The 15,482-nt window shown below is 45.2% G+C and carries 16 protein-coding genes and 1 pseudogene; 1 reads left to right on the top strand and 16 read right to left on the bottom strand.

What is annotated here, in order from left to right; translation table 11 throughout:
- Nucleotides 1-275: 275 nt before the first annotated feature.
- The 5 genes from ACERC5_RS08755 to ACERC5_RS08735 are packed head-to-tail and all read right to left on the bottom strand — an operon-like array spanning nucleotide 276 to nucleotide 4,718.
- Nucleotides 276-677: a PTS sugar transporter subunit IIA gene (locus ACERC5_RS08755; RefSeq protein WP_026216702.1), complete on the bottom strand. Its 402-nt coding sequence runs from the start codon at nucleotides 675-677 to the stop codon at nucleotides 276-278.
- On the bottom strand, nucleotides 677-1,498 hold the full coding sequence (locus tag ACERC5_RS08750; RefSeq protein WP_373659505.1) for a PTS system mannose/fructose/sorbose family transporter subunit IID: 822 nt from the start codon (nucleotides 1,496-1,498) through the stop codon (nucleotides 677-679). Before ACERC5_RS08750 ends, ACERC5_RS08755 begins: the two co-directional genes overlap by 1 nt.
- Nucleotides 1,485-2,396, bottom strand: a complete 912-nt coding sequence (locus ACERC5_RS08745) for a PTS mannose/fructose/sorbose/N-acetylgalactosamine transporter subunit IIC (protein WP_373660582.1) — start codon at nucleotides 2,394-2,396, stop codon at nucleotides 1,485-1,487. The genes ACERC5_RS08750 and ACERC5_RS08745 overlap by 14 nt, the downstream gene beginning before the upstream one ends.
- A gap of 48 nt (nucleotides 2,397-2,444) precedes the next feature.
- Complete coding sequence (locus ACERC5_RS08740; RefSeq protein WP_018369250.1) at nucleotides 2,445-2,930, bottom strand: PTS system mannose/fructose/N-acetylgalactosamine-transporter subunit IIB; 486 nt, start codon at nucleotides 2,928-2,930, stop codon at nucleotides 2,445-2,447.
- Between the two features lie 21 nt (nucleotides 2,931-2,951).
- Nucleotides 2,952-4,718: a beta-galactosidase family protein gene (locus tag ACERC5_RS08735; RefSeq protein ID WP_373660581.1), complete on the bottom strand. Its 1,767-nt coding sequence runs from the start codon at nucleotides 4,716-4,718 to the stop codon at nucleotides 2,952-2,954.
- Nucleotides 4,719-4,913: 195 nt separating this feature from the next.
- Between ACERC5_RS08735 and ACERC5_RS08730 the strand changes: the two genes are divergently transcribed.
- The gene (locus tag ACERC5_RS08730) at nucleotides 4,914-5,624 is read left to right on the top strand and encodes a GntR family transcriptional regulator (protein ID WP_373659508.1); all 711 of its coding nucleotides are present in this window, start codon (nucleotides 4,914-4,916) and stop codon (nucleotides 5,622-5,624) included.
- A gap of 31 nt (nucleotides 5,625-5,655) precedes the next feature.
- Here the strand turns inward: ACERC5_RS08730 and ACERC5_RS08725 are convergent, their stop codons facing one another.
- The 11 genes and pseudogenes from ACERC5_RS08725 to ACERC5_RS08675 all read right to left on the bottom strand — a co-directional run.
- Nucleotides 5,656-6,828 (bottom strand): SIS domain-containing protein, encoded by a 1,173-nt coding sequence (locus tag ACERC5_RS08725; RefSeq protein ID WP_373660580.1) that lies wholly within the window; start codon nucleotides 6,826-6,828, stop codon nucleotides 5,656-5,658.
- Between the two features lie 11 nt (nucleotides 6,829-6,839).
- Nucleotides 6,840-7,607 (bottom strand): GntR family transcriptional regulator, encoded by a 768-nt coding sequence (locus ACERC5_RS08720; RefSeq protein ID WP_373660579.1) that lies wholly within the window; start codon nucleotides 7,605-7,607, stop codon nucleotides 6,840-6,842.
- Nucleotides 7,608-7,714: 107 nt separating this feature from the next.
- Complete coding sequence (locus tag ACERC5_RS08715) at nucleotides 7,715-8,728, bottom strand: acyltransferase family protein (RefSeq protein WP_373660578.1); 1,014 nt, start codon at nucleotides 8,726-8,728, stop codon at nucleotides 7,715-7,717.
- 47 nt (nucleotides 8,729-8,775) lie between these two features.
- The gene (locus ACERC5_RS08710) at nucleotides 8,776-9,105 is read right to left on the bottom strand and encodes a DUF4298 domain-containing protein (protein WP_373659513.1); all 330 of its coding nucleotides are present in this window, start codon (nucleotides 9,103-9,105) and stop codon (nucleotides 8,776-8,778) included.
- 29 nt (nucleotides 9,106-9,134) lie between these two features.
- Entirely contained in the window at nucleotides 9,135-9,524 is a 390-nt protein-coding gene (locus ACERC5_RS08705) for a hypothetical protein (protein WP_373660577.1), read from the bottom strand.
- 5 nt (nucleotides 9,525-9,529) lie between these two features.
- On the bottom strand, nucleotides 9,530-10,204 hold the full coding sequence (locus tag ACERC5_RS08700) for an N-acetyltransferase family protein (protein WP_373660576.1): 675 nt from the start codon (nucleotides 10,202-10,204) through the stop codon (nucleotides 9,530-9,532).
- Between the two features lie 29 nt (nucleotides 10,205-10,233).
- Nucleotides 10,234-10,761, bottom strand: coding sequence for a topology modulation protein (locus ACERC5_RS08695; protein ID WP_373660575.1), 528 nt, complete (start codon nucleotides 10,759-10,761; stop codon nucleotides 10,234-10,236).
- Between the two features lie 60 nt (nucleotides 10,762-10,821).
- Nucleotides 10,822-11,925 (bottom strand): alanine racemase, encoded by a 1,104-nt coding sequence (alr, locus tag ACERC5_RS08690; protein ID WP_373660574.1) that lies wholly within the window; start codon nucleotides 11,923-11,925, stop codon nucleotides 10,822-10,824.
- Nucleotides 11,915-12,283 carry a holo-ACP synthase gene (gene acpS, locus ACERC5_RS08685; protein ID WP_373659518.1) on the bottom strand — a complete coding sequence of 123 codons (369 nt, stop codon included), beginning with the start codon at nucleotides 12,281-12,283 and terminating at the stop codon, nucleotides 11,915-11,917. The genes alr and acpS overlap by 11 nt, the downstream gene beginning before the upstream one ends.
- 57 nt (nucleotides 12,284-12,340) lie before the next feature.
- Nucleotides 12,341-14,881, bottom strand: coding sequence for a preprotein translocase subunit SecA (secA, locus tag ACERC5_RS08680; protein ID WP_373660573.1), 2,541 nt, complete (start codon nucleotides 14,879-14,881; stop codon nucleotides 12,341-12,343).
- A gap of 144 nt (nucleotides 14,882-15,025) precedes the next feature.
- A pseudogene (locus ACERC5_RS08675) lies at nucleotides 15,026-15,482 on the bottom strand (transposase); the annotation flags it as partial.

Raw genomic sequence — 15,482 nt, 5'->3', positions numbered from 1 at the left:
GGTTTCAGAAACTTTGAAAAGACAAAACTCGCATTTTCATTGCCATAAACATAAAACGAGAGAAGACAAGAACTGTCCTCTCTCGGTGTTAAGTGAGTCAACCCACTACAGTTGACAAAGAGCCTTTTTTACTCGTCTCAACTGAGGCAAGTTAAACAGACGATATTAGTCCATCATGAGTGCTATTACGATTTTATCGTTAGCCTTATCAATAGACGCAAAAAAACAGCCCTGCGAAATCGCAGGGCTGGGATACTTAAAACCAGTAGTAAAGGTTATTCATCTTCGTCTTCATCGTTATTGAAGAGATCGTTGAGACGTTGAATGTTACTTGTTCCAAATTCAATCAGATCAACATCTTGGTCGAGAAGGACACCGTTCAAGAAACCGATAACCATCGGCATGTTCATGCCAACATAGATGTCTAAATCAGCACCTTCTAACAGGGCTCTTGACACAACGTTTGCTGGTGTACCACCGAGTAAATCAGCGAACACAACCACATTTTCTAAACCTGCAATGGTCTCATCAAACTTAGCACGAAAATCTTCTGGACCTTCTTCTGGAAGAAGAGCGACTGTATGGATATTTTCTTGAGGACCCATAATCATTTCTGTAGATTTTTTCAATTCTTCACAGAAACGACCATGGCTAACTAATACTAAATGTTTTCCCATTATGCCATACCAAATGCGAAGTGACCAAGAGCAGACAAACCAAGTGCCAATAGGATGATAATCAAGATAGCCCTAGTTGAGTTCATGCCACGACGGCCCAAGAGCCAGAAGATGAATCCTGTGAAGATAGCTGGTACCAAACGTGGGAAGATTGAGTTCAAGATGTCTTGAAGGTCAATCACTTTCTCACCGATCGTTGGAGCCCATGATACTTCAAAGTTGATCACGGTTGCAACCAAAGCACCCATCATGAAGACACCGAGAACAGAAGCGGCATCAACGATAGCAGTAAGAGTATCGCGCATAGTGGTGATGAGTTTAACACCTTCTTTATAGGCAAACTCCAACTGTTTCCAACGGAAGACGTTAATCGCCATAGCTACAGCTACCCAGAGGAAGATACCGATTGGGCTACCAGATTCAACCGCCATTGTCGCAGCAATCGTACCCATGATAGCTGGTACCAAGGAACCAAAGATGGTATCTCCAAGAGGAGCAAATGGTCCCATCAAACCAGTCTTGATACCGTTAACCGCATCTTTAGAAGCGATACCTTCTTTTTCTTCCAAGGCAAGGTCGAAACCAGTGATGATGGTGTGGAAGAAGTTAGATGTATTGAAGAATTGCATGTGCAATTTCATCATTTCTTTGAGTTCAGGTGTACCGTCTCCGTACATTTTGCGCAACTGTGGCAAAATCATGTAGAGGTAACTTGAAGACTGCATACGCTCGTAGTTCCAACCTAATTGGAAAGTAAACAAGCTACGTTTGTTGATTTGATTAAAATCCTCTTTTGTAAGTTTGTAATTAGAATTCGTCATCTTCGATTTCCCCGCTTTCTACGTTAGATACTGGTGCAGCCACCACTGTACGACGAGCGTTTTGGTAGTGAAGCACAGCCAAGAGAATACCAATGATAGAAATACCAATCATTGACAAGCCTTTGAAGTTGTTAGTGAAAGCAATAGCAGCATCTGCTGCAAGACCTTCGTTAGCAACACCAACCAAGCTAGATACAGCACCACCCAAAGTAGAGATGTTACCGTAGAGAACAGTCAGCATAGCTGTCAAACCAAAACCTGCTGCTAAGTAGTGCAAGTTACGTTTAACTGGCAAGTAGTGGAGCAAGATAGCGAAACCAAGACCAGGAAGCATACGACCTGCAAGAACCAAACCGTTTGCAATCCACTTGTACTGGTCAATACCATCTACTAAAGCTTTTACAAAGTCACCACCAAGTGCAAGAGCAAGGAGAACAGGAAGGGCACGTGAGAGACCCCATGGAAGAGCACCGAGGAGGTAGTTCAACTCAATACCTTTGTAGTCAAAGCGCTCAATCGCAGCGTCAATGCGGTGTGCAAAGAATGTTGTTGAGAAACGACCTGCAATATCAGTGTAAACCAAGAGAGCCGCTACTGGAACCGCGATAGACGTAATCGCAATTTCAGGTTTGATTCCTTGAGATACAGAGAAAGCTGTCGCCAAAACCGCACCAGATGTTGCGTCGATACGAGACGCACCACCGAAAGTACCAACACCGAGTACCACGAGCTGGAGACTACCACCAATAAAGAGACCAGTTTTAACATCTCCCATAATCAAGCCTGATACGAAACCAGCGAAAACTGGTGAACCAGCTGATGAAACAATCGTCAACTCATCACAGATTTGATAGAATGAGTACAACGTGAGTAAAAGTATTTGCCACCATTGAATCATGATGTCATCCTCCTAAAAATTTATTAATATTTTTTGAACAATTTTAGTTTATCTTACCTTGTCAAGCAATGGCAAGAAATCTTTAGCAGCATCGTTTGGTACCATCTGAGCAATAAGTTTAACACCTTTTGCGTTGAGAGCATCAAAATCCGCAATGTCTTTGTCAACAACGTTAATGGTACGTGTTACAGCTCTTGTTTCAGGGCTCTGTGACATATTACCAACGTTGAGTTCTGGGATGGTCACTCCATGCTCAACCAGTTTCAAGAAACGGTCTGGGCGGCGTGCAACGATGAAAAGACGTTGTGAGTCATACTTACCAGCCAGAATGTTTTCAGCTGCTTTAGCTACTGGCAGGATAGACAGTTTAACACCTGGAGGGCAAGCCAATTTCAAGCCTTGCTTCTCGATGTCATTTTGTGCCACTTCGTCGTCGATAACCATGATACGGCTAGCTTGCAACTTAGCTGTCCACAAATTAGCTACTTGACCGTGGATGAGACGGCCGTCGATACGTGTTCCGATGATTGCCATAGAAACATGTTCCTCGCTTTTCTATAAATTTTTTATTATTGGTCTATCTGAGAAGGTCATATGCTCTCGATAACGGCCTTCGGTCTCAAAGACAACGATGTCATTGCGTCCTTGTTTTAAGTATCCCTTAGGTAGATAGAGAGAGTATACTGGTCCTTTTTCCCAGAAACGACCGATGTTAACATTGTTGATGAAGACAACACCTTTACCAAAACCTGTCATATCAAGGTAAGTATCGGCTAGATCATCTAACTCTACCTGATAGTGGTAGAAGCTAGGCAATCCCTCCAACCAAGACCCTGTCAAATCCAGTTGGTCAACGTTGTCTAGTGACAACGGGTACTGCGTCCAGTTGCCGATGTAGTGGAGATCCACCATCGCCCCACGACCGATTCCTTTGCGCTGAGTTGGCGCTGTTAGCTTATGACCGTAGTTAACCCGACCCATGTTTTCCACCAGAATTTTGATGTTGTTCTCAGATTTCTCCTGTGGTAGGGGAATATCCTCACCAATCTCATCTTGATATTGGGTGGTCACATGCTGGTTATTAGCATAAACTTGGATGCGATCTCTGGCATCGATGACACGGAAACGTTCATCCTCTAACTTGTCACGCTCAATGCTCGTCTCATAAAGAATATAACCGACATTTTGCCCCAGAGCTTCCATGTTTTTCGGATAAAAGCTCTGAACACTCGGTAATTGTTCCAAAATGGAGAAGAGACTCGCTTTATGAACCAAACTGGCACTCGGATGAACTTTAGCTGTTTTCACCAAAGGTTCTGCAAACGTGAGACTCGGATAAGTGGCTTTCAACCGTTTTTGCAGTTCGTAGAACTTACGCGTTGGATTGCCCGCCTCATCAAGAATCGCGTCGTAGTCATAAGACGTTACCTGTGGCAAATCTTTTTGACCTCTGGCTGAGCAACCATTCATGAAACCAAAGTTTGTCCCACCGTGGAACATGTAGAGGTTGACACTGCCAAGCTCTAAGGCTTCCATCACACTGTCAGCCAGTTCCTCTGGATCGCGCCGAATCACTTCTTCGCCCCAGCGGTTGAACCAACCGTCCCAGAATTCCATGCACACCAGTGGCCATTTCTTACCATGTTCATCGAAGAAATCCTGAACGTCTTTGAAGCGTTCACGTGCCCTTGAGCCGAAGTTAGCGGTAACTAGCACGTCATCTTCGATTAAGCTCCCAGCTCGCAAGGTTGCTCGCCAGTTACCATCTGATGTAAATAGCGGAGCTGTTATGCCATGTTTTGTCATGAGCTGTTTCATCTCACGAAGATAAACCTTGTCCTCACCATAAGAACCGTACTCGTTTTCGATTTGAAACATTAGAATGTTCCCACCTTGATCGAGTTGACGTTTGGCTAACTTTGGCAAAAGCCAAGCATAGTAGTCGTCAACGAGTTTGAGAAACTTCTCATCTCGTGACCGAACCCTAACATCCTCCTCTAATAGCCAAGCTGGTAACCCACCAAATTCCCACTCCGCACAGATGAAGGGAGACGGGCGGACAATGGCATAGAGTCCAAGCTCTGCTGCTATATCCAAGAACCGTTCGACATCCAAGATACCTTCTGAGGTAAACCGGCCTTTTGATGGTTCATGCATGTTCCAAGGAACATAAGTCTCAACAGTGTTGAAGCCTAAAGCCTTGAGGTTATAAAGAGAATGATACCAATCATCTGGATGAACCCTAAAGTAGTGAATCGCCCCAGACAATATTTTGAAGGGCTGGTCGTTCAAATAGAAGTCATCTGAGATAGTGAACCTCATATTTGAAACCCCTTTCTTTTTCTATGCTAATATTATATCACGTCTAACTGGTTATGACAAGTGTTTTTGAAAACTTTTTTTTATTTTTTTTTAAAAGTTTTTAGCCTTTTTTTTAGTCTTTTTTTAGTTTATTTAGTATAATGTTGTTGTGAAGTAATTTTTACCATCATTAATATGTAGAAAGAGAGTATTTTTATGAGACTTCCTAAATATCAACTCATCAAAAATGATTTAAAGAAACAAATCACATCTGGAAAATTTGAGAATGGCGACCGTTTTTACACCGAAGCTGAGCTAATCAAAATCTACGACGTGAGTTCTATCACTGTTATCCGTGCCTTGAACGACTTGGTTAAAGACGGCTATCTCGTGCGTCATCAGGGTAAAGGCACCTTCGTCTCACGCTCCCGCAAAGGTAAGGCTGTAGCATTTTCAGACATTGAACTTTTCCCAATCGCTGACGATAACGTTACTGTTTTGTCAATGACTAAAGGAAATGATCCTGAAATTTTAGAGAAACTGAATCTTCCTAAGACCAAATCTTACTATAAGATTGTTCGTGTCAGAAAGGCTAAAACAGAGCCTTATATGTATCAAGAGTCTTATATTCCTGAGCAATACATCGCCAAACCTGATGCCAAAAAAAGCCACTATGTGTCTATCTACCAACGCTTCAAACTAGACTTTGACTTGCATTTGTCAGAGGAACCATTCATTGAAACTAATGAGATTTGTCTCTCAAGACCTGAGAAAATTACTAAAGCTTTAGCACTTGAAACTGGTGAACCGACTGTTCTGCAGATTCGGACAACCAAACGTCAAGACAGTCAGGAAGTCTTGGAATACATCGAAAGTCACAAACACTGGAAATTCTACAAATTTGAGATTTCAGCAAACAAACATTAACAAACATAGCGGGGCGGGAAGCCCCGCTTTTTTAGTTGTAATCGTGAATGATAACACCTTTTACGACACGGTTAACTGTACCAGTTGCTGATGGTGTATCTGGTGTATTGTCCACCTTAACAGATGACAAGAGTGAGATAATCTGAGCCACAAACACCATTGGTAATGCAAGATAAGCATCGTCAATCAGTTGATCAGAAATCAACTCAAAGGTGTCACCGCTAAAGTTACGCTCTCCTCGTTGGGCAACAGCTAGGGTCTTCAGAGCAATCTTATCACCATAAACCTCTTCTAACAAGTCAAGGTCATAATCACGTGTATACGGATTGTTGTTGACAAAATCAACCACCAATGTTTTCTCATTGACAAATGATTTTGGTCCGTGACGGAATCCCATAGACGAATCAAACATGGTTGACAATTTTCCTGCTGTCAGCTCAAGCACTTTGAGCTGGGCTTCGCGTGTCAGACCAGCCAACGGCCCTGACCCCAGGTAAACAATCCGCTCAATGTCCAAGTCGACAATCGCTTTGATATCTTCTTCACGGCTAGCAATATCGTCAGCCATACGGGCAATCTCTTTGACCACAGCTGTTTTAGTTGCCAAATCTTTGCTCTCATCAAAGACTAAAAGTGCTGATAGGAGCATGCAGGTAAAACTACCTGTCATAGCAAAACCAGCATCGTTTGAGCGACTTGGCATGAGAAGTAAGCAGTTGTGCTCATCTCCCTCAGCACGCTTAGCCAGCTGTCCTTCAGGCGCACAGGTGATGGTCAAGTGGAAAGCATTTGGCACGATTTGGTTAGCCAATTCAACAGCTGCCACACTCTCAGGGCTATTCCCTGAACGAGCAAAGGACACCACAAGCAGAGTTTCGTCAGCAAAAAGGTGGTGGAAAGGGACAGAGACCAAGTCTGTTGTGCCGACACTTTCAAAGATGTAACGGCTACGGTCACCGTTGGCCTTCAGATAAGGGAGAATCGTATCCCCAACATACTGAGACGTTCCAGCACCTGTGAAAATTACTTTGACACGCTTGTTTGGACTGGTTTCACGCACCTTGTCTAGGAAAGCGGTGATTTTCTCTTGGGCTGCGGTATACAGCTCAAGCGCTTCTTGCCAGAGTTCTGGTTGCTGGCGAATTTCACGCGTCGTGATTTCGGCTCCCAGAGCTTCTAGCTTGTCTTTAGATAGTTCAAACATCTAAGTTCCTCCTATTTCTTTTTATTAAAATTAAGACCAAAAAATGGTTTTTTCTGTTGACGATGGGTTATCTTGTAGCGGAACTGGTCTGCCCTGGCGACGCTAACAGTATACTCGATGAGCTTGTTTTTGGCATTGTACGATTTCCGTTGCAACTGCAAAACAGGACTGTTTTCTGGAATAGCCAACCACTTGGCATCATAATCCAGAGCCAAACTAGCAAAAAACTCTTCTTCTGCTAAACGTATCGGTTGCTTGTAATGTTCAGCAAAGACGTCGTAAAGGGGCTTTGTCTCTAGCAGTTCCTGACTGAGCTCAGGAAAATAAGCTACTGGTATATAAGAGACTTCAAGCATCATCGGCACTTGGTCGGCTAGCCTGAGCCGCTCCAAAATGTAGACCTCCTCTCCCTCTCCTAGTCCCATCTGCTCACTCAGTGCTCTCGGCGCTAGATTCTGGCTAAAGGAAATAATCGTCGTCGATGGCATCTTACCCATCTTTTTCATCTGCTCAGTAAAGCTATAGGCAGCTGATAAATCCACCACCGAGCTACTAATCTCTGAAACAAACGTTCCTTTTCCCTGTTGCTTATAAACAAGACCTCTACTCTCAAGCTCCTGCAAAGCCAGACGAACCGTGATTCGGCTCACGCCATACTGCTCTGTCAGCTCCCTCTCGGACTGTAATTTGTCATTGACAGACATCTGTTCTCGAATCGTGGTTTCCAGTTCGTCAACTAGCTGAAGATAGAGAGGCTTGTCACCTGTTGTTTCAAGCATTACATTTCCTCCCAACTTGTTATAACCACCTTTTTATTGTAACGCTTTCAGAATGGTTTGTCAAGGCTTTTTATAAAAAACAAAAAATAAAGAACAACTTTTTGTGTTTAGATGTTCTTTTTCGTTCTTTTTAATTTGAGAAATAGCAGAGCTATGATATGACTACCGATGAGGGCACTAGTAAAAGCTAGACGCCCTTGCTTCCAACTGCTTAACTCATATTGCCTGAAGGCAAATAGGCTTAGCTCGATGAAGATTGGATGAACAAAGTAAATAATCATACTCAGGTCTTTCAATGAGCGACCTGACCATGGCACTGCGGTCGGGTAATGCAGACACCAATTAAACAGACTGAGGCTAAAGATGGGGAGAGTCAGAAAGAAATTTTTATCTAGTCCTTGACGAGTAAAAATCAGACTGGCCTCGGCTAAAAAAAGCACCAAACTAATAAGGACTTTCCAACCACGATTTCCTGCAAAGATAGGGTGGTCTTCCTTATCCGCTAGAACTTGCCCAAGGTAGAGAAACAGTGGCGCAAAGAAGAGTCCATTTCTGCTGGTAAGGAAAACTTGGGCGTAAGATCGATAAATGGTCTCAAAGACCGTCCCCTCTAAGTATCCTGTATAAGTCTCGATGCTCCCAAATAAGTAAAGCAATAAGATGAGACTAAACAGCAACCAACCTGGCAAATAGCGCCGCCCTGCTTTGACCAAAAACAAGCCCTGCAAGAGAGCCGGAATGTACCACAGCTGGTAGCATACCCCCACATAAAGTAAGCCGACCAAGAGCCCGATAGGCAAAAGGTAAATAGGTAAGCCAAGTTGCTGAAAATAAAAGAAAGCGTAAGGCAGATAAACCATACTCCAAATCACATAGGCTTTGAGAAGCTTTCGGTAATAGACCGTTTCTGCTCGAGGCGAATTTATGGCTTTTTTCCTTAAAAAATAAGCCGAGCTGATAAGAAAGAAAGGAACAGCTTGACGGGCAAAGATGCTTTTAGCTATAAAATGGTAAAGAGGTTGCTCAAAGAGACTACCGCTATGCACCACCAACACCCCGATTGCAAAGAGGTACTGAAAAAAGGAAAGCAGCGGGTAGACTGCTTTAGGTTTATCCGACAATTAGCGGTCTCCTTCTACTGTTCTTCGATCACCGCTACTAAGCAGTTTTACTTCTTGTCAGCTGTTTTGGCTAGTACCTCTTGCATTTGCTGACCGAGTGCGATAAGATCTTCTGCCAATTCTTTGTAATCAAGCAGAGCATTGTAGATGCCGTCTTCTGACAGCACCCCTCGTTTGAGGTCAGATGGTAACTTTCCTGCCTCATCTAAGGCTAGGTGTTCTTTCCACTGCTGGCTGCCATAATAGCTAAAAAGCGCCTCTGCTCCTGTCAGTTGTTCAAAGCCGTTTGCCACTAAGGGCTCAATGTCCTGCAACCAGATCAGCTGTTGATTCAAGTGCTGTTCCATCTCAGCAATGCGTTCGGTGATAGGTGTCATCTCTTTTCCTTTCTGTAGCTGCCATGCCATTAGCTATCTTTTCCAACAACTGTGATAATCACGTTGTTCTTCACAACAACCTTGTAGTCGCCATTCTTCATCGGATAAGTTCCATTGCCTAGCGTCTCAATCTGGCGAAGCAAATCACTGTCTTCCACAATGGAAGTAACCAAGCTATCCAAATCAATCTTTAAAACCCGTTCCACATAGCGTAATATGGCATGCTCAGACATGATCAACTCTGACTGATGTTTCAAGGCACGAATCTTTTGATTGACACTATTTAGTTCTTGCTTAAGGGTTGATAATTCTTTTTTTGTTTCATTCTGTTGAACTTCCAGCCCCGAAATCTTTCCGACCAAACGAGCATGAAGGCTTTCGAGCTGCTTTAACTCTTCTCGTTGACGTAACCGTGACATCTGTATCAACCTTTCCTTTCGTGATGATTAGCCCTTTTAGGCAACTCAATCACATACGTGTATTCCTTATACATCGTGTCAATCGTAAAATGGGCTAAATCTGTCTCTTTTGTCACGATATAAATCCCCTCACGGAGATAATAAGGCTGAGGTTGACCATCTTGACCTGTCAGACGGATTTGCTGAGCCCTTAAGTCAATCGCAAAGCTCGGTTGGGGAAGGTCTTTTGGAACACCGACTACCAACCAATCTTGACAGACAAGCTGCCCGCCCCATTTTTGGTAGAGGTGATTGGCTGCATCACCCTCACGGGTAAAGATAGCCAATTTTTCCACCCCTTTTTCCAAGAGTTGGGCATAAGCCTCCTGATACAGGGCCTGGGCAATGCCTCGCCCCTGATAATCAGGATGAACAGCTAGATTGGTAAAATACGCCACCTTATCCGCAGGAGCATAGAGGTATTTACGGCTATAGTCTGGATTGTAGATATCAATGTCTAACAAACCAACAATCTGCCCCTCTTCTTCTGCCACCAACTCGATTCTATCTTCAAAAACATCTTGGTCACGATCAGGCTTAGTTGGTTCACGATCGTCAAAAAAAGAGGAAAAGAGATAGCTGAGGGATTTGGTATAAACCCAGCCTTTCTCATCAGAGGCAACGTAAGGGCGAATAATCATGAATTTCCTTTCTGATAGATCGGAGCCAGTCAGGCAGGCGGCTGCTTTATGAGCTGAACAACCTGATGCGTTTGCTTGCTATTACGGCAACGATAAACTTGACCTGAAAAATCATCCAGGGCTTGTTCCAATTTTGGATAAGTGGTTTTCGAGAACTGCCAAACAAACTGTAAAAATGCCAAGTACTCTTTATCCAATCGATCCCTGAACTGCTCTGCCATGTCGGGGCGCTTCGCCCCGAACAAGACTGTTTTAAACGTCCGCACCAGCACACGGTAAAGACAGAGCCTGCGAGGATAGGCCAGCCAGAGAACCGTGTCGGCATGACGGAGGCGCTGAGGTAGGCGGTTGGCATAATTACCATCGATTATCCAAGCCTCATGCTCAGCCATAAATGTCTCGACCTGCTGACTAAAAGCCTGCCGAGCCTGGGGCGAATAATCTGTCGCATGCCAAATCCTATCCAAATGCAAGAGAGGTAACCCTAGCTCGTTACTGAGTGTTCTAGCCAAGGTGGACTTTCCCGCACCTGGGCAACCGATGACGATTAGTTTCATTGATTTCTCCTTGAAGTCCCATACGATTAGACAAAACAGCTTACCAGTTTTAGTCTGAGGCTAGTCATAGACCCTCGGAACACGGTCACTAATCAGGCAGGCCAGTTCGTAGTTAATGGTCTGACAGTGGGCTGCGGCCTCAGTGAGGGTGATCTCTCGCTCACCGCTAGTTCCCAGCAGAACCACCTCAGTCCCCAGAGGATAAGCCTTGGGCAACCGAACAGTCAGCTGATCCATCGACACCCGCCCAACGATTGGACACTCCTGCCCATCAACCAGTACATGAAAGCCCGCCAAATCTCGGATATAACCATCTGCATAACCGATAGGGACTGTGCCAATCACCTCTTCACCAGCACTGTGATAGGTTGCCCCGTAGCCAATAGCTGAGCATTTATCAACACGTTTGACCTGTACCAATCGAGAACTTAACCCAAGAGCAGGCTTGAGAGAGTAAGGCAAGGGCAGGGCAGTTCCGCTCGGATTTAGCCCGTAGATTGAGACCCCCAGACGAACCGAATCAAAAACTGTCTCTTCCTGCCAAATCGCTGCCGCTGAGTTGCTGGCATGAACAAGCTCTGGCACCCAGTCTAACTGTTTCAAATGCTCCTTAAATCCTGATAATTGTGTCCTAAGGTAGCGATCATCTGCTTCATCTGCTGTCGCAAAATGCGTGAAAATACCAGAGATAGCCACTCCAGCGACTGATAAACATGCCATCGCCTGTTTGGTCTCTGCCGCTTGTCGGAACCCCAGACGCCCCATGCCGCTGTCGATTTTCAAATGTACCGTCAGTTGCGACAGATCAACGCCCTCTTCCTGCGCTGCCATTACCCAATCAAGGCTTGCCACCGTGAGGGTGATGTCGTTAGCAATAGCCAACGGCACGTGCTGAGGCAACACAACTCCCAATACCAAAATCATCTCCTGCAAGCCAGCTTGCCTCAACTCAATCGCTTCGTCAAGATTAGAGACACAAAAACCAGAAACCAAGTCGCGAATGGATTGAGCGACGGCAACAGCACCATGACCATAGGCGTCTGCCTTAACAACTGCCAACGTTTTGACAGGTTTTGGCAGGTGGGCGATGATTTGCTGAATGTTACTGCGGATATGGTTAAGATTTACGGTCGCCCACGTTGGACGATGCAGACTAGTGACCATGCTCTCCTCCTTCTAAAATCACACTGGCTTGGGCAAACGAGCCCGAATGACTGATCGATACATGAACCTTCCCTTCAAAAGGGTGCTTGGTAAAAATGGGGCGACCTCTCTCATCCGCTAGAATTTCCAAATCTTGAAAACCACAGCCTTTAACAATCCCTGTTCCGTAAGCCTTGGCAAAGGCTTCTTTGGCTGACCAGCGCCCAGCTAGGTATTCTAAACGCCGTGCTTCTGGGAGATGCTCAAAAACGGTGAGCTCTTTTGGTCTTAGAATTTTTGAAATGATGGCGGGCTTTTTAACAATGAGCTCTGCGATTGCCCCCATATCCTGCAAATCGATGCCATGACCAACAATCATGTCTTGCCTCCTGACGAAAATACGATAAAGCAGCTTTCGCCACCCTATCGTATCAATTTAGACCACGTCCGTATGTCGAGCGTGACAGTTTTTATATTGTTTACCAGAACCGCACGGGCATTTGGCGTTACGCTCAATCCCTGACAAGTCCAGGTTTTCAGACGCTTGCCCCACTGCACCAATCGGTTGAGCCGCAATGTTTTTAGTTGCAGTTGTCCGAGCTTCTTGAGGTGCACGCTCGCGCTCTTGCTCATGAATTTGAGCCTTCATCATGGTTCTGGTCACTTCAAACTCAATGCCACCAATCATGTCTTGGAACATTTGGAAACCTTCTGACTGATACTCAACAATCGGGTTATTTTGAGCGTAACCACGCAGACCAACCGCATTGCGCAACTGGTCTAAGCCGTCGATATGGTCTGTCCATTTGTTGTCCACAACCATCAAAATCAAGACCTTTTGGAACTCGATAACTGCAGCTTCATCGCGCAGTTTAGCGATTTGTGAATTATAAACCTCAATCGCTCGGTCGTAAAGATAGGTTTTTATCTCTGGGAATTTCAAGCCATCAATGTCCTGAATGCTAATCGCATCTTCTGGCAGAAGTACAGTGTGAGCAAAGTTGATGATTGACTCTAGTGCTTCCTCGCGTCCGAGGCGACTATGGGCATCAACATTACGCGCAATGGTTCGCTTAATCATACCCTTAATTTCAGGTCCAAGGTCACGATTAGCTGTGATAACATCATAACGTTGGGCGTAGATGATTTCGCGTTGCTCACGCATGACATCATCGTACTGAAGAACTTGCTTACGGGTATCGTAGTTGTTACCCTCAACACGTTTTTGCGCAGCCTCAACCTGACTGGTCAAGAGTTTAGACTTAATAACTGCTTCATCTTCAGTCAAATTCATGCGCTCAAAGACTGCCTTGATACGGTCAGAACCGAAACGACGCATGAGGTCATCTTCGAGAGAAAGGTAAAATTGGGACTCACCTGGGTCACCTTGACGACCAGACCGTCCGCGGAGCTGGTTGTCAATCCGACGGCTCTCGTGGCGCTCTGTTCCGATAACACAGAGACCGCCCAGCTCACGGACACCTTCTCCCAGTTTAATGTCTGTCCCGCGTCCAGCCATGTTGGTCGCAATGGTAACGGCATGGCGTTGACCTGCGTTCATGATGATTTGAGCTTCTTTGGCATGGTTTTTAGCATTGAGCACCTCGTGTGGCACACCAGCCTGCACCAAGAGACGAGAGATGAGCTCTGAGGTTTCAACCGCTACCGTCCCAAGAAGGACAGGTTGCCCCTTTTCATAGCGCTCTTTGACATCTGCGACAACGGCTTTGAACTTAGCCACCATGCTCGGGTACAACAGGTCTGCATGGTCAATCCGAGCAATTGGACGGTTGGTCGGAATGGACACAATCCGCATGTTGTAAATCTCACGGAACTCTTCTTCCTCTGTTTTACCCGTACCGGTCATCCCTGCCAGTTTCTTGTACATCCGGAAGAAGTTCTGATAGGTAATTGAGGCAGAGGTCTTAGTCTCATCCTGAATTGGAACATGTTCCTTGGCTTCGATGGCTTGGTGAAGACCATCAGAGAACCGGCGACCTTCCATGGTCCGACCAGTAAATTGGTCAACGATGAGGATTTCTTCCTTGTCGCTCACAACGTAATCAATATCCAAGGTCATGATGTAGTTAGCACGAAGCGCATTATCGATAAAGTGTGTCAAGGTGACATTTTCAACGTTATAGAGATTGTCAAGTTTGAAGTAGGTTTCTGCCTTATCAATCCCAGAATCTGACATCCCGATGGTCTTAGTTGACACATCAATGATGTAGTCGTCTGGTGTCAAGGTCTTGACAAAATGGTCTGCCAACAAGTATAGCTTGCTGACGTCTGAGGCTTGCGCACCAGAAATAATAAGCGGCGTTCTAGCTTCGTCAATCAGGATAGAGTCCACCTCATCGACCAAGGCATAGTTAAGCGGGCGCTGGACCATGGCTTCTTGGCGGACAACCATGTTGTCTCTGAGGTAGTCGAAACCAACCTCAGAGTTAGTGGTATAGGTAATGTCACAAAGGTAAGCTTCGCGTTTCTCGGCTGGAGACTTCGCAGCAAGGTTAATCCCCACAGACAAGCCTAGGAAACTGTACAATTGCCCCATCTCAGTCGCATCGCGCTCTGACAAGTACTCATTGACAGTGACCACGTGTACCCCTTCGCCAGCTAGGGCATTGAGGTATACAGGCATGGTAGCCGTCAAGGTTTTCCCCTCACCCGTTCTCATCTCAGGCACATCCCCATGGTGTAGGACAATCCCACCCATGATTTGCACACGATAAGGGTAAAGACCAAGAACACGTCTAGCCCCCTCACGCACCACCGCAAACGCTTCTGGCAGAAGCTGATCTAGTGTCTCTCCCGCCTGATAACGCTGCTTAAATTCAATCGTTTTTGCCTGTAATTCTTCGTCTGTCAAAGCCCCCATCTCATCAGCATAGGCTTCAACTTTTTTTGCTAGTTTTTCTAGTTTTCTCAACTCGCCTTTTTCATTTTCAACGAGCTTACGTACGATATTTGCCATGTCGATTCCTTTCGAGTATACAATCAGTTTATTTTATCATAATCACCTCATAATTTCAAGGAAACACTTAGTGAAACAGGCCAAAACAACGGGTTCATTTGAAAAGGCACCCCTTTTCTGTACAATTTTTATAAAGTGTTTTTGTTAAGCGATAACTCGCTTAACCATAGGTGTTTGGTAATCGAGACTACCGTGAATGCGATGATGGTTCCACCAGTGGACATAGTCCTTGGTTTTAAGGGTTAGTTCTTCTAGTGACTGGAAGGTCTCCTAGTCGATAAACTCCAGTTTGAAAGAGCGGTAGGTGCTCTCAGCGACGGCATTATCAGAGGGACAGCCCGCTTGACTGAGGGAACGGGTAATGCCAAAGGTTTCAAGCATCTCATCAATCAACTGATTATCGAACTCCTTGCCCCGATCCGAGTGGAAGAGGTTGACCTTGGTCAGGGCGTAAGGAATGCTTTGGATAGCTTGTCTAACCAACTCTGCAGTCTTCTGCCAACCGACTGACAGACCAATGATTTCACGGTTGAAGAGGTCAATCATCAAGCAAACATAAGCCCATCGCTTGCCAACACGGACATAAGTTAAGTCTGTTACA

The sequence above is a fragment of the Streptococcus sp. E24BD genome, from assembly GCF_041807825.1.
GTDB classification, from domain to species: domain Bacteria; phylum Bacillota; class Bacilli; order Lactobacillales; family Streptococcaceae; genus Streptococcus; species Streptococcus entericus.
The sequence above is the reverse complement of the archived record's forward strand: the minus strand, read 5'-3'. Positions and strand labels throughout refer to the sequence as shown.

What these genes read in the sequence shown, in the direction of transcription:
- acpS (WP_373659518.1), bottom strand. Translation starts at nt 12,283, where the DNA reads ATGATTGTTGGTCATGGCATCGATTTGCAGGATATGGGGGCAATCGCA.
- ACERC5_RS08720 (WP_373660579.1), bottom strand. Translation starts at nt 7,607, where the DNA reads ATGCTTGAAACAACAGGTGACAAGCCTCTCTATCTTCAGCTAGTTGAC.
- ACERC5_RS08695 (WP_373660575.1), bottom strand. Translation starts at nt 10,761, where the DNA reads ATGAAACTAATCGTCATCGGTTGCCCAGGTGCGGGAAAGTCCACCTTG.
- ACERC5_RS08735 (WP_373660581.1), bottom strand. Translation starts at nt 4,718, where the DNA reads ATGAGGTTCACTATCTCAGATGACTTCTATTTGAACGACCAGCCCTTC.
- ACERC5_RS08730 (WP_373659508.1), top strand. Translation starts at nt 4,914, where the DNA reads ATGAGACTTCCTAAATATCAACTCATCAAAAATGATTTAAAGAAACAA.
- ACERC5_RS08705 (WP_373660577.1), bottom strand. Translation starts at nt 9,524, where the DNA reads ATGTCACGGTTACGTCAACGAGAAGAGTTAAAGCAGCTCGAAAGCCTT.
- ACERC5_RS08710 (WP_373659513.1), bottom strand. Translation starts at nt 9,105, where the DNA reads ATGACACCTATCACCGAACGCATTGCTGAGATGGAACAGCACTTGAAT.
- secA (WP_373660573.1), bottom strand. Translation starts at nt 14,881, where the DNA reads ATGGCAAATATCGTACGTAAGCTCGTTGAAAATGAAAAAGGCGAGTTG.
- ACERC5_RS08755 (WP_026216702.1), bottom strand. Translation starts at nt 677, where the DNA reads ATGGGAAAACATTTAGTATTAGTTAGCCATGGTCGTTTCTGTGAAGAA.
- ACERC5_RS08745 (WP_373660582.1), bottom strand. Translation starts at nt 2,396, where the DNA reads ATGATTCAATGGTGGCAAATACTTTTACTCACGTTGTACTCATTCTAT.
- ACERC5_RS08725 (WP_373660580.1), bottom strand. Translation starts at nt 6,828, where the DNA reads ATGTTTGAACTATCTAAAGACAAGCTAGAAGCTCTGGGAGCCGAAATC.
- alr (WP_373660574.1), bottom strand. Translation starts at nt 11,925, where the DNA reads ATGGTCACTAGTCTGCATCGTCCAACGTGGGCGACCGTAAATCTTAAC.
- ACERC5_RS08700 (WP_373660576.1), bottom strand. Translation starts at nt 10,204, where the DNA reads ATGATTATTCGCCCTTACGTTGCCTCTGATGAGAAAGGCTGGGTTTAT.
- ACERC5_RS08750 (WP_373659505.1), bottom strand. Translation starts at nt 1,498, where the DNA reads ATGACGAATTCTAATTACAAACTTACAAAAGAGGATTTTAATCAAATC.
- ACERC5_RS08740 (WP_018369250.1), bottom strand. Translation starts at nt 2,930, where the DNA reads ATGGCAATCATCGGAACACGTATCGACGGCCGTCTCATCCACGGTCAA.